This is a genomic window from Ancylobacter terrae, assembly GCF_045108345.1.
Lineage (GTDB): Bacteria > Pseudomonadota > Alphaproteobacteria > Rhizobiales > Xanthobacteraceae > Ancylobacter.
This window is the reverse complement of sequence record NZ_JBJGXH010000001.1, coordinates 1-23,713: the sequence shown is the minus strand read 5'-3', so window position 1 is coordinate 23,713 and position 23,713 is coordinate 1. Positions and strand designations below refer to the sequence as shown.

22 protein-coding genes are annotated in these 23,713 nt (G+C 71.0%); 14 read left to right on the top strand and 8 right to left on the bottom strand.

Going from position 1 to position 23,713, the window contains the following annotated elements; genetic code table 11:
* Positions 1-218: 218 nt before the first annotated feature.
* The gene (locus ACEUEL_RS00110) at positions 219-1,250 is read right to left on the bottom strand and encodes a helix-turn-helix transcriptional regulator (RefSeq protein ID WP_405700901.1); all 1,032 of its coding nucleotides are present in this window, start codon (positions 1,248-1,250) and stop codon (positions 219-221) included.
* 276 nt (positions 1,251-1,526) lie between these two features.
* Between ACEUEL_RS00110 and ACEUEL_RS00105 the strand changes: the two genes are divergently transcribed.
* The 11 genes from ACEUEL_RS00105 (at position 1,527) to ACEUEL_RS00055 (ending at position 12,327) form a co-directional block, all read left to right on the top strand.
* Positions 1,527-2,024: a Na+/H+ antiporter subunit E gene (locus ACEUEL_RS00105; RefSeq protein WP_405700899.1), complete on the top strand. Its 498-nt coding sequence runs from the start codon at positions 1,527-1,529 to the stop codon at positions 2,022-2,024.
* Positions 2,017-2,280 (top strand): monovalent cation/H+ antiporter complex subunit F, encoded by a 264-nt coding sequence (locus ACEUEL_RS00100; RefSeq protein ID WP_405700896.1) that lies wholly within the window; start codon positions 2,017-2,019, stop codon positions 2,278-2,280. Before ACEUEL_RS00105 ends, ACEUEL_RS00100 begins: the two co-directional genes overlap by 8 nt.
* Positions 2,277-2,597, top strand: coding sequence for a monovalent cation/H(+) antiporter subunit G (locus ACEUEL_RS00095; RefSeq protein ID WP_405700894.1), 321 nt, complete (start codon positions 2,277-2,279; stop codon positions 2,595-2,597). Before ACEUEL_RS00100 ends, ACEUEL_RS00095 begins: the two co-directional genes overlap by 4 nt.
* Positions 2,594-3,547 (top strand): hydrogenase subunit MbhD domain-containing protein, encoded by a 954-nt coding sequence (locus ACEUEL_RS00090; RefSeq protein WP_405700892.1) that lies wholly within the window; start codon positions 2,594-2,596, stop codon positions 3,545-3,547. Before ACEUEL_RS00095 ends, ACEUEL_RS00090 begins: the two co-directional genes overlap by 4 nt.
* Positions 3,544-3,858, top strand: a complete 315-nt coding sequence (locus ACEUEL_RS00085; RefSeq protein WP_405700890.1) for an NADH-quinone oxidoreductase subunit K — start codon at positions 3,544-3,546, stop codon at positions 3,856-3,858. Before ACEUEL_RS00090 ends, ACEUEL_RS00085 begins: the two co-directional genes overlap by 4 nt.
* Complete coding sequence (locus tag ACEUEL_RS00080; RefSeq protein WP_405700889.1) at positions 3,851-5,395, top strand: complex I subunit 5 family protein; 1,545 nt, start codon at positions 3,851-3,853, stop codon at positions 5,393-5,395. The genes ACEUEL_RS00085 and ACEUEL_RS00080 overlap by 8 nt, the downstream gene beginning before the upstream one ends.
* Positions 5,392-7,023 (top strand): complex I subunit 5 family protein, encoded by a 1,632-nt coding sequence (locus tag ACEUEL_RS00075; protein ID WP_405700887.1) that lies wholly within the window; start codon positions 5,392-5,394, stop codon positions 7,021-7,023. Before ACEUEL_RS00080 ends, ACEUEL_RS00075 begins: the two co-directional genes overlap by 4 nt.
* 111 nt (positions 7,024-7,134) lie before the next feature.
* Positions 7,135-8,358, top strand: coding sequence for an alpha/beta hydrolase (locus tag ACEUEL_RS00070; protein ID WP_405700885.1), 1,224 nt, complete (start codon positions 7,135-7,137; stop codon positions 8,356-8,358).
* A 132-nt stretch (positions 8,359-8,490) separates the two neighbouring features.
* Entirely contained in the window at positions 8,491-9,417 is a 927-nt protein-coding gene (locus ACEUEL_RS00065) for a DMT family transporter (protein ID WP_405700882.1), read from the top strand.
* A gap of 209 nt (positions 9,418-9,626) precedes the next feature.
* The gene (locus tag ACEUEL_RS00060) at positions 9,627-11,060 is read left to right on the top strand and encodes a basic amino acid/polyamine antiporter (protein ID WP_405700880.1); all 1,434 of its coding nucleotides are present in this window, start codon (positions 9,627-9,629) and stop codon (positions 11,058-11,060) included.
* A gap of 31 nt (positions 11,061-11,091) precedes the next feature.
* Complete coding sequence (locus ACEUEL_RS00055) at positions 11,092-12,327, top strand: arginine deiminase (RefSeq protein WP_405700877.1); 1,236 nt, start codon at positions 11,092-11,094, stop codon at positions 12,325-12,327.
* 119 nt (positions 12,328-12,446) lie between these two features.
* Here ACEUEL_RS00055 and ACEUEL_RS00050 read toward each other — a convergent pair whose 3' ends face one another.
* The 3 genes from ACEUEL_RS00050 to ACEUEL_RS00040 form a co-directional block, all read right to left on the bottom strand.
* Positions 12,447-12,881, bottom strand: a complete 435-nt coding sequence (locus ACEUEL_RS00050) for a twin-arginine translocation signal domain-containing protein (RefSeq protein WP_405700875.1) — start codon at positions 12,879-12,881, stop codon at positions 12,447-12,449.
* Positions 12,882-13,015: 134 nt separating this feature from the next.
* On the bottom strand, positions 13,016-14,458 hold the full coding sequence (locus ACEUEL_RS00045) for a GntP family permease (RefSeq protein WP_405700874.1): 1,443 nt from the start codon (positions 14,456-14,458) through the stop codon (positions 13,016-13,018).
* A gap of 3 nt (positions 14,459-14,461) precedes the next feature.
* Positions 14,462-15,526, bottom strand: coding sequence for a patatin-like phospholipase family protein (locus tag ACEUEL_RS00040; RefSeq protein ID WP_405700872.1), 1,065 nt, complete (start codon positions 15,524-15,526; stop codon positions 14,462-14,464).
* Between the two features lie 373 nt (positions 15,527-15,899).
* Here ACEUEL_RS00040 and ACEUEL_RS00035 point away from each other — a divergent pair, with 373 nt between their 5' ends.
* Positions 15,900-17,330: a basic amino acid/polyamine antiporter gene (locus ACEUEL_RS00035; protein WP_405700870.1), complete on the top strand. Its 1,431-nt coding sequence runs from the start codon at positions 15,900-15,902 to the stop codon at positions 17,328-17,330.
* 95 nt (positions 17,331-17,425) lie between these two features.
* Positions 17,426-17,932, top strand: a complete 507-nt coding sequence (locus ACEUEL_RS00030) for a DUF1993 domain-containing protein (protein WP_405700867.1) — start codon at positions 17,426-17,428, stop codon at positions 17,930-17,932.
* A gap of 452 nt (positions 17,933-18,384) precedes the next feature.
* Here the strand turns inward: ACEUEL_RS00030 and ACEUEL_RS00025 are convergent, their stop codons facing one another.
* From ACEUEL_RS00025 to ACEUEL_RS00010, 4 genes are all read right to left on the bottom strand, one after another.
* A complete protein-coding gene (locus ACEUEL_RS00025; RefSeq protein ID WP_405700866.1) occupies positions 18,385-19,533 on the bottom strand; it encodes an alpha-hydroxy acid oxidase in 1,149 nt (382 codons plus the stop codon).
* 112 nt (positions 19,534-19,645) lie between these two features.
* Entirely contained in the window at positions 19,646-20,668 is a 1,023-nt protein-coding gene (locus ACEUEL_RS00020; RefSeq protein WP_405706474.1) for a zinc-dependent alcohol dehydrogenase, read from the bottom strand.
* Positions 20,669-20,673: 5 nt separating this feature from the next.
* Positions 20,674-22,002, bottom strand: a complete 1,329-nt coding sequence (gene hisD / locus ACEUEL_RS00015; protein ID WP_405700864.1) for a histidinol dehydrogenase — start codon at positions 22,000-22,002, stop codon at positions 20,674-20,676.
* Between the two features lie 222 nt (positions 22,003-22,224).
* Positions 22,225-22,998: an SDR family NAD(P)-dependent oxidoreductase gene (locus tag ACEUEL_RS00010; protein WP_405700861.1), complete on the bottom strand. Its 774-nt coding sequence runs from the start codon at positions 22,996-22,998 to the stop codon at positions 22,225-22,227.
* A gap of 282 nt (positions 22,999-23,280) precedes the next feature.
* Between ACEUEL_RS00010 and ACEUEL_RS00005 the strand changes: the two genes are divergently transcribed.
* A partial coding sequence (locus ACEUEL_RS00005; RefSeq protein WP_405700859.1) for a hypothetical protein occupies positions 23,281-23,713 on the top strand: 433 nt, incomplete at its 3' end.

Below are 23,713 nucleotides of genomic sequence, written 5' to 3'. Positions count from 1 at the left end.
GGGTGATGGGAGGTTCAGCTTCCGGATTCAGCTTGGCCACGCACGATCCCCCGTGAAGCACCTGTCGTCACCGGCGATACTGTCCGGCGCGGAGATACCGATCAAGCCATCCTTCGGCTGATCTCCCCGTTCGCGCCGCACCATATACCGCCGGCGGAGGCGGCTGGAATGGGCTGCTCATCCCGGCGCTGTGCCGATCATCCCAAAGACGACGGCCGTCAGGCCGACAATCCGCGCAATATGTCACCGAGCTGGTCGATGCTCGCGCGTGACGGGCGCAGGTTCGGCGGCCGTCGCGGCGCGCCGGCCCAGGCGGCTTCGCGCGCCTCGCGCGGCGTGTAGCCGAACTCCTGCCGGAACGCCCGGCTGAAACCGGAGGCATCCGGGAAACCATAGGCATCGGCGATCTGCACGATGTGCTGGCGATCCTCGGCATCGGACAAAGCCGCATGCGCGGCCAGCAGGCGCTGGCGCTGGATGTAGCGCATCACCCCGCCGAGCGGTTCGAACAGCCGGTAGAGCCGCGAGCGGGACACGCCGACCGCGCGGCACAGCCGTTCCGGCCCGAGGTCGCGCGCCCGCAGATCGGCCTGGATCACCTGCCGCGCCCGCCCGAGCAGCGTCGCCGCGATCGGATCGCTCGCCGCCGCCAGCCGATCCGCGCTCGGCAGCAGGCAGGCGAGGACGAGGGTCCGCGTCGCCTCGACGAGGCCCGGCAGATCGGCCAGCGCGATTCCCGGCAGGCGGTGTTCGAGCAGCGTCAGATAATCGGCGAGCAACTGGCCGAGGCCGCTGTCGGCCATGCGTTCCGGCACGCCGTCGAGCAGGCCGGCCGCCGGGCCGAACAGGTCGCGCGGCAGGAACAGCGATATCACCCGCGAATCGGCGGCGGCGCCGTCAAAGGGGCGCGCCAGCGAGCGGAACCCGATCTCGCGCCGCGGCGGTGGCGGTCCGGCCGGCTCGGGCACCACGAGGCACCAATGGTCGAGCGGCTCGCGCGCCAGATGCTGCCAGCGCCGCCGGCCCCGCGCGCCCGGCAACTCCGCGCAGGTGAGGACGAGACTGCCGAGATCCCACACCCGCTGCTCGGCGACGAAATCCGGGCTGTCGGCGTCGAGCGACAGGTCGATCGCCGCCGCGCTGAAGCTGCGCCAAGCCGCAAACTGCTCGGCCGCCGGGAGGTGGCCCGTGCCGAAGACGAACGGCGCCAGCACGTCGCGCCCCGACGGGGATGGGGAAGTCGTCGACACGATCGGAGCTCCAGGGACGCAAGTCGGACAGGGGGAGAGGGGACGCCGGCGCAGGCCGCATGGGAGCGCGCGCGGGGGGCTGGCCGATCGTCGAATATTGCAACGATCGCCGTCTTACCTCCATAAGGTGAAAGGCCGTGCCGCTCCAGATGGCGCCGCCCGATATCTTGCGCCGCGGGGACACATGCCGGTGATGGTACTGGAAAGCGGGCTGCGAGCGCCCTCCGCCGGGTCGGCATCCCCCGGGGCCGGGCGTGCGACCGCAAGGCGCTCCCGATGAATCCCGCCCCGCCTTCCCGCACGATCGTCTTCCGCGGCGCCGCGTTCGGCCTGGCGTGGGTGGCCATGGCCGGCACCGCGCCGGCCGATCTCGCCATCGGCCTCGTCGCGGCCGGGCTCGCGACCTGGGCGAGCCTTACTTTGATACCGCCGCGCGCCCATCCCGTCGGTGTCGGGGCGGCGCTGCGGCTGGCCCTGCGCTTTCCCGGCCAATCCCTGCGGGCGGGGATCGACGTCGCCCGCCGCGCCTTCGACCCCGCCCTGCCGCTCGCGCCGGGCGTCGTCGCGATCCCGACCGGCCTTGCCCCCGGCACGGCGCGAGACGGGTTCTGCGCGCTGCTCAGCCTCCAGCCCGGCACGCTGCCGCTCGGCGGCGAGGGCGCCACAACCCTGCGCCTGCACTGTCTCGACACGCACCAGCCGATCGCGGCCGCCGTCGCGGCGGAAGAGGCGCTCTACCGCGCGGCCTGCAACGACGGCACCCGTCGTGGCTGAGGCGCTCACCGCCGCCGCCGGGCTCGTGCTGACCATCGTCGCCATCGGCCTCGCACGTCTGCTGCGCGGCCCCTCGGCGGCCGACCGCATGATGGCGGTGCAGCTTCTCGGCACCGGTGGGGCCGCCGTCGCGCTCCTGCTCGCCGTCGCCACAGCGACGCCGGCGATTGTCGACGTCGCGCTCACCCTCGCCGTGCTGGCCGCCTTCGCCGCCGCCGCGCTCGGCGCCGGCACGTCGCGGGAGGCCGGACGATGAACCTGCTCCTCGCGTTCTTCTCCACCGCCGCCATTGCCGCCGGAATCCTGTTCTTCCTCGCCGGCACGATGGGGCTGCTGCGTTTCCCCGATGCGCTGACCCGCCTCCACGCCTTGACCAAGGCGGATAATCTCGGCCTCGGCCTGATCGTGCTCGGCCTGCTGCCGATGGCGGACGGGCCCGTCGCGGCGCTGAAGATGGTGGGCGTCTGGCTGCTGGTGCAGCTCGCGGGCGCCGCCGCCTCCCAGCTCATCGCCCGCCGGGCGGAGAGCGAGGCGGCAGGCGAGCCGGCCGACACCGGGAGGCCGCCCGCATGAGCGCCCTTCTCGCCGCCGGCCTCGCGCTGCTCGTCGTCGCGCTCGCCGCCTGGACGCTGGCGCAGGGGGATGAGCGCACCGCCGTGATCGGCTTCATCGGCCTCGGCCTCCTGCTCGGCCTCGCCTGGGTGCAGCTCGGCGCGGTCGACGTGGCGCTCACCGAGGCGGCGGTCGGGGGCGGCGCCACCGGCGTGCTGCTGCTGCGCGCGATCGGCGCGCTGCCGAAGGGCGGCAGCACCCCGCCGGGAGCGGTCGACGGCGCCCCGCCAGGCGTGGGCCTGCGCCTCGTCATCGGCGTGCTGTGCGCCCTCGTCACCCTCGCCCTCGCCGCTCTGGTGCTCGCCCCTCAGGTTCCCGCGCCGAGCCTTGCGGCCGCGGCCGCGGAACCCCTCGCCTCGACCGGCCTCGGCAATCCGGTCACCGCCGTGCTGCTCGCCTATCGCGCGCTGGACACGCTGCTCGAAAAGGTCGTGCTGCTGCTGGCGCTGATCGGCATCTGGTCGCTGGCGCCCGATCGCCTGTGGCGCGGTGCGCCTGCCCCGCTCGCCCCGGCGGTGCCGGCGCCGCCGCTGGTCTTCCTCGCCCGCACCCTGCCGCCCATCGGCATTCTCGCCGGCGTCTATCTGTGCTGGACCGGGGCGGACCATCCCGGGGGCACCTTCCAGAGCGCGACCATCCTCGCGGCCATGTGGATCCTGGTGATGATGGCGGGCCTGCGCGAGGCGCCGGAGACCGGCGCACCCTGGCTGCGCCGGCTGCTCGTCTTCGGCCCGGCCCTGTTCATCGCCATCGGCTTCGCCGGCTTCGTGGTCGCGGACGGCTTCCTCGCCTACCCGCCCGGCCTCGCCAAGCCGCTGATCGTCGCCATAGAGGCGGCGCTGACGCTCTCCATCGCCGTCATCCTCGGCCTGATGGTGGCGGGGCGCGGGGCACGGGAGCCGGCGCGATGACCGGGCTCGACACCGCCACCCTGTTCGGGCTCGGCGCCGCCGCACTGGTCGGGCTCGGCCTGTACGGCCTCGCGGTCTACCCCGCGCCGCTGCGCAAGCTGCTCTCCTTCAACGTGCTGGGCGCCGGCGTCTTCCTGCTGTTCGGCGTCGCCGCCCGGCGTGGCGCCGGCAGCGGCTTTGCCGGCGATCCGGTGCCGCAGGCCATGGTGATCACCGGCATGGTGGTCGCCTTCGCCGCGAGCGCGCTGGCGGTAGCGCTGATCCTGCGGCTCGCCGAGGCCGGCAGCGACGACGGGCCGAGCGATGAGTGAAGCGGCGGGACCCGGCTTCCTGCTGGTGCTGGCGGTGATGCTGCCGGTAATCGGCATCCTCGTCATGCTGGCCGGCCTCGCCCGCCCGGCGCGGGTGGCGCTGGTGATCGTCCCCGCCGGCATCGCGGTGGCGCTCGCCATCGCCATCGAGGTGATCCGGACAGAGACCGCCCTTGCCTATGCGCTGGGGGGCTGGCAGCCGCCGCTCGGCATCTCGCTACGCGCCGACGGGCTCGCCGCGGTGCTGCTGCTGATGACGGCCGTGGTGATCGGCGGGGTCGCGCTGTTCGCCGCCGCCCCCTTCGGCGGCGACCGCGACGGCCGGCCCGACCGCGCGCCCCTCACCTTCTGGACGCTCCTGCTGGGCCTGTGGAGCGCGCTCGCCGTCGCCTTCCTCAGCCAGGACCTGTTCAACCTGTTCGTGGCGCTGGAGCTGCTGACCTTCAGCGCGGTGCCGCTGGTCTGCCTCGACGGGCGCGCGGCGACGCTGCGCGCGGCGCTGCGCTACCTCGTCTTCGCCCTGCTCGGCTCGGTGCTCTACCTGCTCGGCGCGGCGCTGCTCTATGGCGCCTATGGCACGCTCGACATCGCCCGGCTGCATGCGCTCGCGCGTGGCGACCTCGCCACCAGTCTCGCGGTCGCGCTGATGATCGTCGGCCTCATCGCCAAGACCGCGCTGTTCCCGCTGCATCTGTGGCTGCCCCCTGCCCACGCCGGCGCCCCGGCGGCGGCGAGTGCGGTGCTCTCGGCGCTGGTGGTGAAGGCCCCCTTCGTCATCATCCTGCGGCTGTGGTTCGAGGTGCTGCCGATCGGCAGCCCCGAGGGCGCGCAGATCCTCGCCCTGCTCGGCGCGGCGGCGATCCTGTTCTGCAGCGTGCTGGCCCTGCGGCAGGCGCGGCTGAAGCTCCTGATCGCCTATTCGACGCTGGCCCAGATCGGCTACCTCTTCCTCATCTTCCCGCTCGCCGCCGCGACCCCGACGCTGGCGCCGTGGGAGACGATCGGCTGGGCCGGCGGCATCCTGCAGCTGGTGTCGCACGCCTTCGCCAAGGCGGCGATGTTCATGGCCGCCGGGCTGATCACTGAAGCGCTCGGCCACGACCGCATCGAGGGGCTCCCCGGCGCCGGGCGGCTGGTGCCGATGAGCGTCTTCGCCTTCGCGCTCGGCGGGCTGTCGCTGATGGGCCTGCCGCCGAGCGGCGGCTTCAACGCCAAGTGCATGCTGCTCATGGCGGCGGTGACGCAGGGCGAATGGTGGATCGCCGCGGTGATCCTGTCGGGCGGCGTTCTCGCTGCCGGGTACGTCTTCAAGGTGATCGGCCGCGCCATGGCGACGCCGGTGGAGGCGCTTTCCCCGCGCGCGCCAGTGCCGCGGATGCGGCAGGCGGTGGCGCTGGCCCTGGCGCTCGCCGCCACCGCGCTCGGCTTCGCGCCGCTGCAGCCCTACGGCGTGCTCGCCATCGGCCGCGGCGGGCCGCCCGCCCTCACCGAGGCGATGCCCCCCGCGATGATGCCCTCCTCCGCGGTGACCCCATGAGCGGCGGCAGCCTGCTGATCCTCCTCGCGCTCGGCGTGCCGCTCGGCATGGGCCTCGCCTGCCTGTCGCCCGGCTTCCGCGCCCGGGCGCTCGCCTACCTGCCGCTGGCCCCGCTGCCCGCCCTGCTCGCCGCGCTGCTCGCCCCCGGCGACACGCTGGTGCTGGCACCCGCGCCGCTGCGTCTCACCCTCGCGCTCGACGAGCCGGGCGCGCTGCTGCTCGGCGGCGCGGCCCTGCTCTGGACCACCGCCGGCGCCTATGCCCGCCTCTACATGCGCGAGGATCCCGACCGCGACCGCTTCGCGGTCTGGTGGCTGCTGACGCTGGCCGGCACGCTCGGCGTCTTCCTCGTCGCCGATCTCGCCAGCTTCTACCTCGCCTTCGCGCTGGCCAGCATCCCGGCCTATGGCCTTGTCTCGCACGCGAACAGTCCCGCTGCCGAACGGGCCGGTGGCATCTACATGACCCTCGCCCTGCTGGGCGAAGCCTTCCTGCTGCTCGCCTTCGTGATGCTCGCCGCCCATGCCGGGGCCGGCAACCCGCTGATCCGCGAGGCGGTGGCGAGCCTGCCGGCCTCGCCGTGGCGGGACCCGATCCTCGCTTTGCTCATCCTCGGATTCGGCCTCAAGATGGGGCTGGTGCCGCTGCATGTGTGGATGCCGCTTGCCCACCCCGTGGCACCGATGCCCGCTTCGGCGGCGCTCAGCGGCATCGTGGTGAAGGCCGGCGTGATCGGGCTGATCCGTTTCCTGCCGCTCGAGGCCGGCCTCGCCGGCTGGGGAACGGCGCTCATCCTCATCGGCCTGTTCACCGCCTGGTACGCCGTCGCGGTCGGCATCACCCAGCGCCACCCCAAGACCGTGCTGGCCTATTCGACGGTGAGCCAGATGGGCTTCGTCGCGGCGATCCTGGGGGCCGGGCTCGCCGCCGGCGATGGCGCCTCGGCGTCGCTCGCCGCCTTCTACGGCCTGCACCACATGCTGGTGAAGGGCGCTCTGTTCCTCGGCGTCGGCATCGCGCTCAAGACCGGCCGCACGCGGGCGGCGTGGGTGATGGTGCCGATGGCGATCCTGGCGCTCAGCCTCGCCGGGCTGCCCTTCACCTCCGGCGCGCTCGCCAAATTCGCCGGCAAGGAACTGCTGAAGGACGGCGTCATCGGCCTGCTCGCGACGCTCTCGGCCGCCGGCAGCGCGCTGCTGATGCTGCATTTCCTGCAGTGCCTCTCGCGATCCATGACGGCGGAGCCCGGCGAGGCCGCTCCCGCCGGGCTGCTCGCGCCCTGGGCGGTGCTCGCCGGTTCGTCGATCCTCCTCCCCTGGCTGCTCTTCGCGGGTGCCACCGGCCTCTCGCCGCGGGCTCCGCTGATGCCCTATGCCCTCTGGGCGTCGCTGTGGCCGCTGCTGATCGGCGCGGCATTGGCCCTGCTGCTGCGCCGCGCGGAGGACCGCCTGCCCGCCATCCCCGAGGGCGACCTCGTGGTGGTGGCGGAGGCGGGCCTGCCCGCGATGCGCCGGTTCGGGGCGCGTCTGGAGCGGGCGGACGATGCGCTGCGCCGCTGGCCGGTCGCCTGTGCCGGTCTGATCGGGCTGATCCTCATACTCGGGGTGCTGCTGCGCAGCGCGCCCTGACCCGGCTGGACCTGCCGGGGGGCGTCGTGCATTCGCCGCAGACATCGTATAGAGGGGCGGGGCGGCGGCGATCCAGCGCGTGACGAGCCGCCCGCCCCTGCCGGAGAGCCGATGCGCCGCTTCGTCCTGATCCTCGCCTGCGCCCTGGTGGCGAGCTGCGCCAGCCGGCCCTCGGGTGTGCTCGCACCGGTGAGCGAGCGCGTGGCCGGCGCCAGCGACGTCAATCTTCTGGCGGTGACCACCCGCGAGCCCACGGCCGACCGCAGCGTGCTGTTCACCGGCGAGCGCGGCAGCAATGTCTCTCTCACCGCCTTCACCGTCTCGATCCCGCCGGACGATCGCCGCCAGATCGGGCAGGTGCAGTGGCCCCAGCGCCTGCCGCCCAACCCGGCCACCGATTTCGCCGTGCTCGACGCCACCCCGCTCCCGGGCATTCCGGCCGCGACCACGTGGCTGAAGCAGAACCTGCCGCGCACCCGCCGCGTCGTCATCTTCGTGCACGGCTTCAACAACCGTTTCGAGGACGCGGTCTACCGCTTCGCGCAGATCGCCCACGATTCCCACATGGATGCGGCGCCGGTGCTGTTCACCTGGCCCTCGCGCGCCAGCATCTTCGCCTATGCCTTCGACCGCGAGAGCACCATCGTCTCGCGCGACGCCTTCGAGGAGACGGTCTGGCGCATCGCCAACGACCCCGCGGTGGGCGACGTCACGGTGATGGCCCATTCCATGGGCGCGTGGCTGGCGATGGAGGGATTGCGGCAGATGGCGATCCGGCGCGGCAAGCTGCCGGCCAAGGTCACCAACGTCATCCTCGCCTCGCCCGACCTCGACGTCGACGTCTTCGCGGCGCAGTGGCGCGCGCTGCCGCAGCCGCAGCCGCGCTTCACCGTCTTCGTCTCCCAGAACGACCGGGCGCTGGCGCTGTCGCGCCGCATCGCCGGCGGCGTCGACCGGCTCGGCCAGATCGACCCGCAGTCGGCCGCCTATTACGAGAAGCTGGAGCGCTCGGGCGTCGTCGTGATCGACCTCAGCGCCATGCGCACCGGCGACCGGCTGAACCACGGCAAGTTCGCCGAATCGCCGGAGGTGGTGCAGCTGATCGGCACCCGGCTGATCGCCGGCCAGACCGTGACCGATTCCGACCCGACGCTGGGCGAGCGCATCGGCATCGCCGCCATGGGCGTCGGCCAAACCGTGGGCGGGACGGCGGCGGCGGTCGTTACCGCCCCCATCGCCATCGTCGATCCCAACACCCGCCGCACCTACGAGCAGCAGGTCAACGAGGTGAGCCGCGCCGCCGGCGGCACGCTCAAGCCGCAGCCCGCGCCCTGATCCGGCGCGCCGCCACGACGGCCGGCCTGTCAGCCCTCCCCGCCGCTTGCGGCGACAGCCGTTCTCCCCTCAAATGCTACCATCGGGGCGCACGGTAGACGGCGCCGCGGCGGTGAAGCGAGGGAAGACCGGATGTCGGAGCGCATCGCCGTTCCGGCGACAGGGGGAGCCGTCAGCGCGCGGCTGCTCGTCCAGATGCTGGTCTGCTCGCTGCTCTGGGCGCCCGCCTTCCTGCTGATGAAGCGCATGGGCGCCGACATCTCCCCGCTCGGCGTCACCGCGCTGCGCGACCTGATCGGCGGCCTGATCTTCGGCACCGGCTTCGCCGCCATCGGCCAGGCCGTGCGCCCGCGCGGACGGGAATGGCGGGACTGGGCGATCCTCGGCGTGCTGCAGGTCATCATCCCCAACACGCTGACCGTCTACGCCCTCCTCCACATCACCACCGGCCTCGCCGGCCTGATCCAGACCGCGACGCCGCTGGTGGTCGCCGTGCTGGCGCCGCTGCTCTTCGCCAGCGAGCGGATGAGCGTCGGCCGCGCCGTGGGGCTCGGCCTCGGCTTCGCCGGGGTGGTGCTGCTCATCGGCCCGTCGCTGGCGGGCGAGGGCCCGAGCTCGGCCGCCGGCGTGCTGGCCATGGCCGGCGTGCCGGTCAGCTTCGCGCTGGGCAATCTCTATGTGCGGGCGATCCCCGCCGCGCAGCCGCTGCGCCTCGCCTATGGCCAGCTGCTGTTCTCGGGGCTCGGCGCCGGCCTTCTCACCCTGCTGGTCGACGGCGTCGAGCCCTTCGCCGCGGCGCGCCCGCATCTCGGCGACCTCGTGCTGCTCGCCCTGTTCGCCACCGCGCTGCCGCTGGCGCTGTTCATGCACATCCTGCGGAAGGCGGGGCCGACCATCGGCACGGCGGTGGGCTATCTCGTGCCGCTCTGGATCATCGTGATCGGCGCCGTCGCGCTCGACGAGAGGCTGGGCATGGTCGAGATCCTCGGCGGGGCCGTTCTGCTCGCGGGCCTCGGCACGCTTGCCGCGACCTACCGGCCGGCGGGCCGGCAGCCCTGACGAAGGGGAAGAAAATTACGTGCGTCGCACAATATTCGCGCGGATTTTCTTCGCAGTCGCAAAATAACGTCGATCACCCGTCAAATAACCGATGTTGAAAGAATGAAACGTCCGGCCTACAGATGGGATACGATGCGCATTACGGTGACGCCACCAGCCGTTTAGATTCGGGCGACCGCAGCCCAAGCAAGAAGTCCGAGGCAGGACCCATGGCCGAATCCACCGCCGGCAAGCTCTCCCTTCCCAGTCTCACCGCCATGGTCGTCGGCTCCATGGTCGGCGCCGGCATCTTCAACCTGCCCGGCCGCTTCGCCACCGCCACCGGCCCGTTCGGCGCGCTGATCGCCTGGGCCATCGCCGGCACCGGCATGTACATGCTGGCCCGCGTCTTCCAGGCGCTGGCCGAGCGGCGCCCCGACATCGATTCCGGCGTGTTCGCCTACGCCAAGGCCGGCTTCGGCGACTATATGGGCTTCCTCTCGGCCTTCGGCTACTGGCTCGGCAGCTGCCTCGGCAACGTCTTCTACTGGGTGCTGATCGGCTCGACGCTCGGCCGCTTCTTCCCGGACCTGTTCGGCGACGGCTCCTCCCTGAGCGCGATCGCCCTGTCGCTGGTCGGCGTCTGGGCCTTCCATTTCATGATCCTGCGCGGGGTGGAGCAGGCCGCCTTCATCAATTCGGTCGTCACCATTGCGAAGATCGTGCCGATCCTGGTCGCGATTATCGCCTTCATCTTCTTCTTCAACTACGCCCAGTTCCGTGAGAACTTCTTCGGCGGCGTGGGCATGCCGGAAAAGACGCTGATCGCGCAGGTGCGCGACACCATGCTGATCACCGTCTTCGTCTTCCTCGGCATCGAGGGCGCCAGCGTCTATTCGCGCTTCGCCAAGAAGCGCTCGGACGTTGGTGCGGCGACCATCCTCGGCTTCGTCGGCGTCACCGGGCTGATGGTGGCCATCACGCTGCTGCCTTACGCCACCGCCCCGCGCGCGGCCATCGCCGGAGTCGCTAACCCCTCGCTGGCCGGGGCGCTGGAACTCGTCGTCGGCCACTGGGGGGCGATCTTCATCTCCATCGGCGTGCTGGTATCGGTGCTCGGGGCCTACCTGGCCTGGTCGCTGATCTGTGCCGAGGTGCTGTTCGCCGCCGCCAAGTCGCAGGACATGCCGCGCCTGTTCGCCGCGCAGAACGGCAACCGCGTGCCCGCCAACGCGCTCTGGCTGACCAATAGCGTTGTCTCGCTGTTCATCATCTCGACCTACTGGTCGCGGGACGCCTTCAACTTCATGCTGGACATGACCAGCGTGACCTCGCTGCTGCCCTATCTGCTTGTCGCCGGCTATGGCGTGCTGCTGGCACGCAGCGGTGCCGGCTATGAGGCGAGCCCGGAGAAGCGCGGGCGCGACCAGCTCTTCGCCTGGATCGCCGTCGTCTACACGCTGTTCATGTTCGTCGCCGCCGGGCTGAAATACGTGCTGCTGGTCACCGTGCTCTTCGTGCCGGGCACCATCCTCTATGTCTGGGCCCGCCGCGAGCAGAATGCGCGCCTGTTCAATCCGGTCGAGCTCGTCGTCTTCGTCGTCACGCTGATCGGCGGTGCCATCGGCACCTACGGACTGCTGACCGGCCTGATCACCCCCTGACAACAGAAATGGCACCAACGGGAGCCCCTCCATGCAAACCCCCTTCGGCGTCCACTCCGAGGTCGGCCAGCTGCGCAAGGTCATGGTCTGCGCGCCCGGCCGCGCCCATCAGCGCCTGACCCCCTCGAATTGCGACGCGCTGCTGTTCGACGACGTGCTCTGGGTCGACGTCGCCAAGCGCGACCATTTCGACTTCATCACCAAGATGCGCGACCGCGGCATCGACGTCGTCGAGATGCACAACCTGCTCACCGAGACCCTCGCCGTGCCCGAGGGCAAGAAGTGGATCCTCGACAACCAGGTGGTGCCGAACCAGATCGGCGTCGGCTTTGTCGATGAGGTCCGCTCCTATCTCGAGGGCCTGTCGAACCGCCATCTCGCCGAGACGCTGATCGGCGGCCTGTCGACCTATGAATTCCCCGACACCATCGGCGGCACCACGCTGAACCTGATCCGCGACGCGGCGGGCGTGAACGAGTACCTGCTGCCGCCGCTGCCGAACACGCTCTACACCCGCGACACCACCTGCTGGATCTATGGCGGCGTCACGCTGAACCCGCTCTACTGGCCGGCCCGGCACGAGGAGACCATCCTCACCACCTCGATCTACAAGTTCCACCCCGACTTCGCCGGCAAGGTGAACGTGTGGTGGGGCGACCCGACGCAGGACTGGGGTCTCGCCACGCTGGAAGGCGGCGACGTGATGCCGATCGGCAAGGGCAACGTGCTGATCGGCATGAGCGAGCGCACCTCGCGCCAGGCCATCAGCCAGGCGGCGCAGGCGCTGTTCGCCAAGGGCGGCGCCGAGCGCGTCATCATCGCCGCCATGCCGAAGCTGCGCGCGGCGATGCATCTCGACACCGTCTTCACCTTCGCCGACCGCGACTGCGTGCTGCTCTATCCGGACATCGTCAACGGCATCGAGTGCTTCTCCTACCGTCCGGACGGCAAGGGCGGCGTCGAGCTGTCCAAGGACAAGGGGCTGGTCGAGACCGTCAGCGAGGCGCTGGGCGTCAAAAAGATGCGCGTCGTCGAGACCGGCGGCAACGACTACATGCGCGAGCGCACGCAGTGGGATTCCGGCGCCAACCTCGTCTGCGCCTCGCCCGGCGTCGTCTTCGCCTATGACCGCAACACCTACGCCAACACCCTGCTGCGCAAGGCCGGCATCGAGGTGATCACCATCGACGGTTCCGAGCTCGGGCGCGGGCGCGGCGGCGGCCATTGCATGACCTGCCCGATCATCCGCGACGCGGTGGATTTCTGACCACCGGTTCTGCCGTCCGGCGGAACGCGCCCCCTCCCCGGAAGGCCGACAGGGCCGCGGCGATCCCTCGCCGCGGCCCTGTCATGTTAACCTGCCGGTCGGCGGTGCCGTTTTTCAGGCTACCAGCGGCGCACCCAGCGGCCGGGCTCGTAGACCCATTGTCCCCGGCGGAACACCCAGCGCGGGCCGACGAACTCGAAGCCGCGGCGGTTCTCCATCCAGTAGCCGGCCGACCACACCCAGCCGCGGCGCGGATGCCAGGTCCAGTGGCCGGGCACCCAGGTATAGCCCCGGCGCGGCGCCGGACGCGGCTCGCGGCGGGCGCGCGGCGGCGCGCTGTTGGGGAAGGTGCCGGGTGGCGGCGGACCACCGGGGCGCCCCCCGGGCGGGGGCGGGCCACCGGGACGGCCGGAGGGCGGCGGCGGGGGACCGCCGGGAGCGCCGGGCGGCGGACCGAAGGGCGGCGGGCCGGACTGGGCCAGCGCCGCCGGCGCGAGCGCGGCGAGGGCGGCGATGCCGCCGAGGCCGGTCAGGAATGAACGACGCGAGACCATGGAACTCCGGTTTCACTTCAGGTGGGCATGTGAGGCGCAGGCCGCGCCCGTCGATTCGGGAAGGTTCGGCGAGGATCGCGGCGAAACCGTGCCCGAAACTTCCCTAACGTCATTCGGTCGGACGTGCCGAACGCTCAGAAGCTCCCGAACACCGTGCCGAGCGCGATCACCGCGATGAGCGCCAGCAAGGCCCCGACGATCGCCACCATGACGACGTCGAAATAGCTCTTCTTCGGTGTCGAGCCGCACACCGCGAGCAGCGTCACCACCGCGCCCGAATGCGGCAGGCTGTCGAGCGTGCCCGCGCTCATCACCGCGACGCGGTGCAGCAGCGCGGGATCGATGCCGACCTCGGTGGCGAGCTTCAGATAGGTCGCGCCCAGCGCATCGAGCGCGATGGTCATGCCGCCGGAGGCCGAGCCGGTGAGCGCGGCGAGGATGTTGGTGGCGATGGCGAGCGAGACCAGCGGCCCGCCCTCGATCGAGAGCACCCAGTCGCGTACCAGGTTGAACGCCGGCAGCGCCGCCACCACCGCGCCGAAGCCGACGAGGCTCGCCACCGAGAAGATCGGCAGCACCGAGGCGTTGGCGCCCGCGTCCATGGTCTCGCGCAGCTTCGACAGCCGCGACCAGTTGAGCGCGATGGTGGCGAGGATCGCCACGGTAAGCGCCACCGCCACCGACCACACCCCGCTCACCGCCGAGAACGGGATCGCGCCCCATTGCGGATCGGACAGGAAGTCGAAATTCAACCGCGGCAGGATGACGAAGGACATCAAGAGGTTGACGACGATCACCAGCACCAGCGGCAGCGCCGCCAGCGCGATCGGGGGATGCGTCTCGCTGACATGGCCGTGCGCGATCTCGGCCGGGTCGAACTCGCGCGTCGTGGTGGCGCGCTCGCGCAGCGTGGTCTCGTCGACGCTCGCCGCCGGCTCGTCGCCGAAGCCCTCGCCGGCAAGCCGCGCCGCCTTCTCCCGCCGCGCCAGCCACCACAGGCCGAAGCCGGCCATGATCAGCGAGGCGATGATGCCGAGCCCGGGCGCGGCGAAGGGCGTCGTGCCGAAGAACGGCATGGGAATGGCGTTCTGGATCGCCGGCGTGCCCGGCAGCGCCATCATGGTGAAGGTGAAGGTGCCGAGCGCGATGGCGGCCGGCATCAGCCGGCGCGGGATGTCGGCGGCGCGGAACAGCGCTTCCGCCATCGGCGCCAGCACGAACAGCGCGACGAACAGGCTGACGCCGCCATAGGTGACGATGGCGCCGGCCAGCACCACCGCCAGGATGGCGCGCTCGGCGCCCAGCGTCTTCGTCATGAACTCGGCGATGGAGGAGACCGCACCCGTGTCCTCCATCAGCTTGCCGAACAGCGCGCCGAGCAGGAACAGCGGGAAGAACTGGCCGATGAAGCTCGCCGCCGCGCCCATGAAGGTCTGCGTCCAATGCGCCAGCAGTGGCTCGCCGGACAACAGCGCCGCGATCAGCGCCGCGATGGGGGCGAGCAGCAGCACGCTCCAGCCGCGATAGGCCAGCCACATCAGCAGCGACAGGCCGAGAAGGATGCCGAGGAGACCCATGACTCAAAGCTCCTTCAGCAGCATGTCGAAATCGACGGTCGAGGCCTTGCCGATGTCGTCGGCATGGGCGTCGAGGAAGAGCTGCGCCGCCTTGCGCCCCTCCTCCTTCAGCATGGCGAGAAAGTCCCATTCGGCGTTGAGCTTGGAGGAGGCGGCGAGCTCGGCCATGATCGGGTTGCGCACGATGTGCACCCGCATCCGCGCCCACTCGCACGCCTCAGAGCCGGGCGGCAGCTGGCTCAGATGGCGCTGTAGCAGCGCCATCATGTACAGCTCCTTGATCGCCACCGCGTTGAACGACACCTCGTTCAGCCGGTTGAGGATGTCCGCGGGTGCCTTGGGCGTGCCCGGTCGCTCCAGCGGGTTGATCGGGATGAGGATGGTGTCGTCGCTCTTCAGCTCGTTCACCAGCGGCGCCAGCGTCGGATTGCCGGAATAGCCGCCATCCCAATAGGCCTCGCCGTCGATCTCCACCGCCTGGAACAGGGTCGGCAGGCAGGCCGAGGCCATCAGCACCTCGGGCGTGATCTCGTGGTTGCGGAACACCCGCGGGCGGCCGGTGCGCACATTGGTGGCGGTGATGAACACCTTGACCGGCGATTGCCGCAGGCGCCCGAAATCGATCTGCTCGGCGAGGATGGGGGCGAGCGCGTTGCTGCCGAACGGGTTGTACTGGTAGGGCGAGAACATCCGCGTCATGATGTCCATGAACAGATAGCCCGGCGCGCTGTCGAGCGACCAGTTGCCCATCAGCTTGTCGAGCGGCGAGCGCTTGAACGGGCTGAACTGCGCGGCCTTCGCCACATGCTTCCAGTAGCGCTCCAGCGCCGCCCGGGCCCCCTCCGGCCCGCCGGCGGCGTAGCCGTCGGCCAGCACCGCCGCGTTCATGGCGCCGGCGGAGGTGCCGGAGACGCCCTCGAGCTGCAGCCAGCTCTCTTCCAGCAGCCGGTCGAGCACGCCCCAGGTGAAGGCGCCGTGCGATCCCCCGCCCTGCAGGGCGAAATCGACCAGCACGGGCGCGCGCGCCGCTCTCGGCCCTGTATCCTTCGGCGCTTTGGTATCGGGCATGGCATCGGACCTGGCGGATGGTGGCGGGAGAGGCGGGTCGCTCGTAGGGCTGGTTAGGCGCGGGCGCGGCGCTTGTCGACCCGGACTTTAGCCCCGGTGCGCGACGAAAACGTCACGAGCTGGGCAGCAGCCCAAAAATGCAGGCGTCGCGTCCCAAGAATGTGCGCCGCGTTTACTGCGCGCCGCCGTGTATCGAAGCGGTGGAAACCGCGGACATTGGTACAAATCCGGCCCCGGCCGTGCTAGGTTTTACCTTGCGCGAGCCGGGACGCCGAACCGAATGACCAAGCAAGATCCGGTCCATCCCCGCGACGCGCGCCCCCGAGACGCATATCGGCGCCCCAACGGCCCGCCGCCCTGGAAGTGACCCCGCATGGCCTCCCCCGCCGATGGTAAGTTCGCCCTGCCGACGCTGACCGCCATGGTGGTCGGCTCCATGGTGGGAGCGGGCATCTTCTCGCTGCCGCAGACCTTCGGCCGCGTCACCGGCGGCCTCGGCGCGCTGATCGCCTGGGCCATCGCCGGCGCCGGCATGCTGATGCTGGCCTTCGTGTTCCAGACCCTGTCGCGGCGCAAGCCGAACCTCGACGCCGGCGTCTATGCCTATGCCAAGGCCGGTTTCGGCGACTATCCGGGCTTCCTCTCGGCGCTCGGCTACTGGACGGTGTGCTGCCTCGGCAACGTCTCCTACTGGGTGCTGATCAAGTCGACGCTCGGCGCGCTCTTTCCCGTGTTTGGCGACGGCAACACCGTCATCGCCGTCGCACTCTCCTCGGTCGGCGTGTGGATCGTGCATTTCCTGATCCTGCGCGGTGTGCGCGAGGCGGCGGTCATCAACACCATCGTCACGGTCGCCAAGATCATCCCGATCCTGGTCTTCCTCGCCCTCGTCGCCATCGCCTTCAAGGCCGATGTCTTCGCCGCCAATTTCCACGGCGGCCCGGGGCTGGAGGGCGAGGGCCTCGCCGCGCAGGTGCGCGGCACCATGCTGGTCACCGTCTTCGTCTTCGTCGGCATCGAGGGGGCGAGTGTCTATTCGCGCTATGCCCGCAAGCGCGAGGATGTCGGGCTCGCCACCCTGCTCGGCTTCGCCGGCGTGCTGTGCCTGCTGGTTCTGGTCACGCTGCTGTCCTATGGCGTGCTGCCGCGGGCGGACCTCGCGGGCCTGCGCAACCCCTCCATGGCCGGCGTGCTCGCATCGGTGGTGGGGCCGTGGGGGGCGGTGTTCGTCAGCGTCGGGCTGATCGTCTCGGTGCTCGGGGCGTATCTGTCCTGGTCGCTGCTGGCGGCGGAGGTGCTGTTCTCGGCGGCGAAGATGGAGAGCATGCCGCGCTTCCTCGCCCACCAGAACGCCGCCGGCGTGCCGGACGCGGCGCTGTGGCTCACCAACGGGCTGATCCAGTCCTTCCTGATCCTCACCCTGTTCGCCGAGCAGGCCTTCATCCTGGCGCTGAAGCTCACCTCCTCGATGATCCTGCTGCCCTATCTGCTGGTCGCCGCCTATGCGCTGAAGCTGGCGCTGACCGGGGAGACCTATGCCCGCGGCCCGCAGGAGCGCCGCGGCGATCTCGTCCGCGCCGCCCTCGCCACGCTCTACACCGCCGGCCTCGTCTATGCCGGCGGGCTGAAATTCCTGCTGCTGTCGACGCTGATCTACGCGCCGGGCACGGTGCTGTTCGCCATCGCCCAGAGGGAGCGCGGCCGGCCCGTCTTCACGCGCCTCGAACAGATCCTGCTGGCGGCCCTCGTCGCCGGCGCCATCGCCGGGATGTTCGGGCTGGCGACCGGGCGCATCAGCATCTGAACGCCGCGGAGGCCCGCTCGACTTATTTCGTAATGATCGATACAATATTTTCGTCGGGGTCGTCCCGACCCGCCGCGACAACCGGAGCAGCCCCCGTGTCGATCAACGCCCATGACCTCACCGTGCCCGTCTTCATCAGGGCCTTCGCCAATCTTTCCGCCATTCTCGACAAGGGGCTGGCGCATGCCCAGGCCGCCGGGATCGATCCGGCCACGCTGGTCGGGGCGCGGCTCGCCCCGGACATGCTGACGCTGGCCGGGCAGGTGCAGCGGGCGAGCGACACCGCCAAGGCGACCGCCGGCCGTCTCATCGGCGGCGACATCCCGGCCATGGCGGATACGGAGACGAGCTTTCCGGAGCTTCAGGAGCGCATCGGCCGGACGGTCGCCTATCTCGAAGCGCTCGATCCCGCCACGTTCGCGGGCGCCCTCACGCGCCCTGTCACCCTGCCGCGCCGCACCGATCCGGTGACCATGGAGGGGCAGCGCTACATTCTCGTCTTCGCGCTGCCGAATTTCTTCTTCCACGTCACGACCGCCTACGACATCCTGCGCCACGCGGGCGTGGCGATCGGCAAGCCGGATTATCTGGGGTCGCTCTGAGGCCGGCGGATGGCCCGCCGGCGTGCCGCGCAAGGGCGGCCGGAGGGGCGCGACAAACGGCGCCCCGTTCCGATCAGTCGTGCATCGCAAGGGCGAGGCGGGCACCGCCGAACACGACGATCAGCGCGAACAACCCGAACAGGATGGCATCGATACCCATGGCTGGCTCCTCTGTCTCGATGGAGCCGAGATTAACCGGGCCGCGTTAGAACCACGCTAAAGCCATCGCCTGCAACTGAATCGATGCGTTAAGCCCCGGTTAACCCTGCCGCGGCGGCCGGCGCAGCCTCAGAGCCTGTCTGGAAAGTCCCTCGGAGCATCGTCATCCCAGCCGAAGCCGCAGGCCTCGAGCCGGGATCGCTCACCAGGATACCCACCCGATCCCGGATACGGCCTGCGGCCGTTCCGGGATGACGCCATGTGAGGGCGCCAAGGAGTTTCCAGACAGGCTCTCAGCCCGCGGCCCGCAGCGCCGAGCGGCCCGCCTGCTTGAGTTCCGCGATCGAGGTGAAGCCCATCAGCGCGAGCGCGATGTCCACCTCCTCGGCGAGATGGGCGATGATCCGCGCCACCCCGGCCTCGCCCGCCGCCGCGAGCCCGTAGACATAGGCCCGCCCCAGCAGCACGCCCGAGGCGCCGAGCGCCAGCGCCTTGACGATATCGGCGCCGCGCCGCACCCCGCCGTCGAACAGCACCTCGATGCGCCCCTCCACCGCGGCGGCGATCTCCGGCAGCACGGCGATGGTCGAGGCCGCCCCGTCGAGCTGGCGCCCGCCATGGTTGGAGACGACGATGGCGTCGACGCCGCTCGCCACCGCCCGCTCGGCATCGTCCGCGCTGAGGATACCCTTCAACACCAGGCGGCCGGGCCAGCGCTCGCGCAGATCGGTGACATCGGCCCAGGTGAAGCGGGTGTCGATGCGGCGCGAGAGATTGCCGGCCTGCTCCAGCACACCCGAGCCGAATTCCGGCCGGTGCGCCACCGCGCCCACCTTCGGCAGGCCGGCGGCGAGCAGTTCGAGGCACCAGTCCGGCCGCGTCAGCATGCGCGCGACGAGGCCCGGCGTCAGCCGGGTCAGCGAGCGGAAGCCGTTGCGCACGTCGCGTTCGCGCACCGAGGTCACCGCCGTGTCGACGGTGAGGAACAGCGTGCCCACCCCCGCCGCCCGCGCCTCCGACAGGAACTCGTCGAGGATGCCTCGGTCGCTCATCACATAGAGCTGGAAGGCGAGCGGCCCGCGCGTCTCGGTGCGCAACGCCCCGAGCGAGGTGATGGAGAAGGAGGACAGGCACAGCGGGATGCCCGCCTTGTGCGCCGCCCGCGCCGCCAGCACCTCGCCATGCCCGGCATAGAGGCCGAGAAAGCCCACCGGTCCGAGCATGAAGGGCAGCGGATAGTCGCGGCCGAGGTAATGCGTCGCGAGGCTGCGCTGCGAGACATCGACCAGCGCGCGCGGCACCAGCGTCCAACGCGCGAAATCGGCTGTGTTCGCAGCCAGCGTCTGCTCGGCGGACGCGCCGCCGTCGATATAGTCGAAGAAGATGCCGGGCAGGCGCCGACGCGCCGCCCGGCGCGCATCCTCCACATTGACGATCCCCACGAGCCCTCGCCTCCTGCGCTCCGACCGGCCGCCGCCGCGGGCGGCCCGCGCGGAAGCTACTCCGCCACCAGCCCGCGCGACAGCCCGTCCGATCCGCGACCCGCCGCCGCGCTTACGCCGCCTCTCCCGTGCCGATGCGGATGATGGTCTTGAGGCCCCGCCCCTCCCCGGCCGCGAGGCGCCTATAGGCGTCCGGCACCGCGTCGAGCCCGATCTCGGCATCGACGAAGCGCGCCATGTCGGCGGCGAGCGTGGGCAGCAGCGTGACCGCCTCGGCCAGTTCGTCGACAAAGGCGTGGCAGCCGATCAGCGCCATTTCCTTCTCGACCAGAAGATTCGGATCGATATCGAGCCGGCTATGAAATATCCCCACCAGCGCCACCGACCCGCCCGGTGGCAGCGCCTCGACCAGCACGGCGAGAGCGCCGGCGCTGCCCGTGGCCTCGATCGCCGAGACCGGCCCGCCCCCGCCCGCCTCGGCGATGGCATCCCCCGCGAGCGTCACGACCCGCGCGCCGGTGACCGCCGCGACCAGCGCGGCCCGCGCCGCGTTGCGGTCCGCCACCAGCAGCGGGCCGTCATGCCGGCGGGCCAGCAGCAGCGCGGCGAGCCCGCCGATCGGCCCGCAGCCGAGCACCAGCACCGGGCGCCCCGGCGGCGGCGCCAGCCGGTTCACCGCATGCAGCGCCACCGCCAGCGGCTCCGCCATGGCGGCAACGGCCGCATCGAGGCCCTCCGGCGCCGTCACCACCAACCGCGCCGGCAGCAGCACCTGCTCGGCGAAGCCGCCGTCGCATGTCTCGCCGACAAAGCCGAGGCTGGTGCACAGATGCCGGCGGCCCGCGCGGCACGCCGGGCACTCCCCGCACCAGAAGCGCGAATCCGCGACCACGCGCTGGCCGGGCGCGAGGCCCTCCACCCCCGCGCCGAGCGCGAGGATACGGCCCGCAAATTCATGGCCGGCGATCGAGGGCGCCCGGGTGATCCACTGCCCCGTGCGGAAATTGTGAATGTCCGAGCCGCAAATGCCGGCCGCCTCGACGCCGACCCGCACCCAGCCGGGCGCCAGCTCGGGCGGGCGCGGGACGTCCTCGACCCGGAGGTCGCCCGCCGCGTGCAGCCGCACCGCCCGCATCGGCGTCACCGCCCCTTCAGATAGGCGTCGCGCATCTCGGATACCGCGTTCTCGTGGCTGGAGAACCCCTCATAGCGCGCCAGCCGGCGTGCCTGCGCCGCAAGCTCGGGATAGGCGACCGACGTCACATAGCCGACCGACGAGCGCTTGACGAAGTCGGTCACCGAGAGCGGGCCATAGGTGCGCGCCCAGCGGCTGGTCGGCAGCACCGCATTCGGCCCCAGCACGAAATTGGCGATGGTCACCGGCGTGTGCGGCCCCATCAAGATCTCCGCCGCCTCGGTGATGCGGCCGAGATGGGCGAAGGGCTCGGTGGAGAGGATCTCGAGATGCTCGGGCGCATAGTCGTTGACGAAGGCGTAGCTCTCCTCGAGCGAAGAGGTGAGCACGATGCCCCCGCACGGCCCGTTCAAGACGGCGCGGGAGAACGCCACCCGCTGCGGGCTCATCCGCGCCCAATGCGCGGGCAGCGCCGCGCGGGCCTCCTCCGCCACCCGGCGCGAATGGGTGACGAGATAGGCCGAGGAATCCGGCCCATGCTCGGCCTCGATCAGCAGGTCGAGCGCGGCGAGGCCGCCATCGATGCTGTCATCGGCGAGGATGATCGCCTCGGACGGGCCGGCCGGCACGCCGGTGTCGATCACGTCGGCCAGCACGCGCTTGGCCGCCACCACCCAGGGACTGCCGGGACCGACGATCTTCACCGCCTTCCGCACCGTCTGCGTGCCATAGGCGACCGCCGCCACCGCCTGCGCGCCGCCGCATTTGTAGACCGTCCCGACCCCCGCGAGCCGCGCCGCCACCAGCGTCGCCGCATCGACCGAGCCGTCCGGCGTCGGCGGCGTCACGATCGCGATCTCCGGCACGCCGGCCACCACGGCGGGCACCGCCGTCATCATCGTCACCGAGGGAAACGCCCCCTTGCCGCGCGGCACATAGAGCGCCACCGAGGCGATCGGCGTGTAGCGGTCGCCGGCGAAGGCGCCGGGCCGCACCTCCTTCAGCCACATCGGCTCCGGCTTCTGCTCCGCGTGGAAGCTGCGGATATTGCCGATGCCGAAGCGGATCGCCTCGACCACCTCCGGCTCGACCGCCGCGAAGGCCGCCTCGAACTCGGCCTCGCTCACCTTGATGCGATCCGCGCTCAGCTCCGCCCGGTCGAGTGCGCGGGCAAAGCGCGCCAGCGCTTCATCGCCCTCCGCCCGCACCGCATCGATGATCGGGCGCACCTTTTCGACCACAGCGGAGAGATCGACCTCGGAGCGGCGCAGCAGCGCCGCGCGGCCCGACGCGTCGAGCGCGGCCAGCTCATGGAAATTGCACGTCTCGCTCATGCCCGCCCTCATGCCTGCCGTTGTGCCCCGCATCGGCGGCCGACACGCCGATCAACCGCGCGCCTAGCGTCGACCCGGCCGGAGCCGGGCGCCGCCGCTGCATAGGCATGAATATGTATAGCCATATCACCGACGCCGGGAGGCCAAAGATTCGGCGCCGCTGCCGCGCGCATGGGCAGGCGCGGAGGCGAGCGGCGGCCGCAGCCGCCGCCCGGCCGGATCTCAGATCGAGGCGAGATAGCCGCCATCGACCGGGAAGCACTGCCCGGTGACATAGGCCGAGGCATCCGAAGCGAGGAAGATGGCGATGCCGGCGAGATCGTGCAGGTCGCCGAACCGCCCCAGCGGGATCTTCGCCAGCATCGAGGCCTGCCAGGCCTCGTTGGCGTAGAACACGTCCGTCATCGCGGTGCGGAAATAGCCGGGCGCGATGGCGTTCACCCGGATGCCGAGCGGCGCCCACTCCGCCGCCAGCGCCCGTGTCATGCCGAGCAGCCCCGATTTCGAGGCGCCGTAGGGCACGGCGGTCGGCACGCCGACCTCGGAGGTCAGCGAGCACAGATTGACGATCGTCCCCGGCCGGCCGGCCGCCGTCATCACCCGCGCCGCCGCCTGCGCACAGAAGAAGGCGCCCTTCAGATTGGTGTCGAGAATGCGGTCCCAGAGTTCCTCCTCGACCTCGAGCGAGGGCGAGACCTGCTCGACCCCGGCATTGTTGACGAGGATGTCGAGCCCGCCGAGCGCCTGCGCCGCCGCGCTCGCCGCCGCGCGGCAGGCCGCGACATCCGTCACGTCGAGCACCAGCGGCACCGCCCGCCGCCCCTTGCCGCGGATCGCCTCGGCCACCTCCTCGAGCGCGCCGGCGTTGCGCGAGGTCAGCGCGACATCGGCGCCGGCCGCCGCCAGCGCCTCGGCGAGGCTGCGCCCGATGCCGCGGCTCGCGCCGGTGACGAGGGCCGTGCGGCCGGTGAGATCGAACAGGGAGGCGGCGTCCATGGTTCCTCGCGCGCGGAGACGACGGCGGGACAATGCCCGCTTCGCGGCGGATGTGCCAAGCGAAGCGGGGCGGACCGACGACCAGCCATCGCACAACGGCGCCCCGCGAGCCGCCGACGGACTTCCGCTCGGAGCGGCTTGGGTTTGCACGGCGCCCGAAATGTGGGGACAATAACGGCCGAGAATGAAAACCACGCCGCCCAGTCCGGCGACGTTGCGCCCGGGAACGATGAAAGGCTCCATCGGATGATGGCCAAATCGAAGCGGGCGGGATAGGTCACAATGGCCAAGGAACAGAGAAAACGGAAACGGCACACATTCAAGGCCGGCGATATCTTCACGATTCCGATCAACCCGGCGACGTGCGATCTCGTCGACGGCAGTATAACTCGCGTCGGGCAGGTTCTCGATGAAACCGTATGCACGTTTGATAGCGTGTTATGTGCGTTCTTCCCCGCCTACGGGCTCTGCCGTGCCTCACCTCGCCGTGGCGTGTTTCTCCCTACGCGGGAGGGAGTATGTGGCGGATCCGTCGCGCTTCGGCGGCGGTTTCATTTGCCGGCTGATGAACGCGCTCGCGACACCCGCTCACACTGCCCGCCCGCGCACGTCAAAACGCCGCCCGGAGCGGTTGGCTCGGGCGGCGTTTCGGGTTGGCGTTGTGAAGAGGCGTTTGTTCGATGTCCTTGGCAGGCCTGGCAGCGACCTACTCTCC